We start from the raw sequence: 1,569 nt of genomic DNA, 5'->3' as shown, positions 1-1,569 counted from the left end.
TGCTGATGCTGATGCTGATGCTGATGCTGACGCCGATGCTGACGCCGATGCTGATGCTGATGCTGATGCCGATGCCGATGCCGATGCCGATGCTGATGCCGATGCTGATGCTGATGCTGATGCTGATGCTGATGCTGATGCTGATGCTGATGCTGATGCTGATTGTGATGCTGTGGACGACTTTGCGACAGCTGAGATCCATGTATCGCCAGCACATGTTGGCTCAGTGCACGACTCAGATAGTCAGTTTTCAATTTTAGGTTTAGGCGCACTCACCTTGTTGAGCTTTGGTAGCAATCCAGTTGCAAACTTTTCTATAGCGGATGGACTAACTGGTGATGCTACAATCACTGTCAGTAACAGTAGCTTATTTGGTGTTTTCAATAGTGCTAAAGCCGTTGTTCAGCAGTTAAATGAAGATACTGGAAGGTACGAAACTATCGACCGTTTAGGTGATGGTGGGCTTATTACTCTTATTGGGATTGGTAGTGGAAAAGCTGAAGTTGAGCTTCCTGATCTTGATGCAGGTCATTATCGGGTCATAGGTGGATCAGGTGGCGTCAGAGTATTTGGCACCACAAAGGTCAAAGCAGAAGTTGATCTCTTCGACCCATCTACGCCTGGTGAGGTCAGTGCAGCATCAATCCATGGCAATGTCATCGATGAAAATGACGTTGTAACAGATTCGACAGTGATTACCGATGTTAACGGTGAAACGATTATTGCTGTTAGCACTATCGAAGGTGACTATGGCACTTTAGTCATAAACCCTAATGGGGCTTATAGTTACATGCCTAATGAAGATATTAACGTAATTGGTCAAACGGATCAGTTTGAATATACGATTGCTGACGCTAATGGTAAGACTGATTCTGCAACACTAACGATTGATATTATTAGTGAATTCCCAGCTCCAGTTGTTGCACAAACAAGCTTCTATGATAATTTAGAAATGGCTAATGATATGGCCTCTGATGATTTGGAAGATACGAGGGCTATAGAAGAGTCAAGCACCTTAAATCTTGATATGTTAGCTACCTTTGATGACAGTTCGAATAGCTTTATCATGGATAGCATGGACCATCACATTGTTCTAAACGATCTCATAGACATTGTTGGTAACCATACTCAATATGTCGACATCAAAACGGATGATCATGGCAACACAACGTTAGCATTTACTGGGCAAGAAGTTGAGCAAACGCCTGTGCCAACTGTTCATAATACTAACGAAGAAGCAATAATTACTGGTATTTATCATACTGCTCCAGTCGGTACTGATATTGCTAGTAACATAGCAGACTGGGATAATCTAGCCAACATAGCTAATACACCCTATATTGGTTAATATCTTGTCTACTAAATCTCTAATTTAAAAAAGCGCCTTCATAATGAAGGCGCTTTTTTATGGTTCAAAAATTTAGATCAAATCTTAGAAATTAATATAAATCTATTGGTTAAAATAGCTTATATTGATATAAAGATACTAGTCAAATTAATAGTGCTAAAACACTTGGATTATATTAATAAATATTTAGTCATCTTAATTTATCTAGATAAGTATGAACT

At 40.0% G+C, this 1,569-nt stretch carries 1 protein-coding gene; it reads left to right on the top strand.

Annotated elements, in window-relative coordinates:
- Positions 1-1,348, top strand: a 1,348-nt coding sequence (locus tag JMY09_RS14315) for an Ig-like domain-containing protein (RefSeq protein WP_201624616.1), incomplete at its 5' end; no start/stop codon positions are given.
- Positions 1,349-1,569 lie beyond the last annotated feature (221 nt).

This window comes from Psychrobacter urativorans (genome assembly GCF_904846695.1).
Taxonomy (GTDB): Bacteria; Pseudomonadota; Gammaproteobacteria; order Pseudomonadales; family Moraxellaceae; genus Psychrobacter; species Psychrobacter urativorans.
This window is presented reverse-complemented; position numbering and strand designations above follow the sequence as displayed.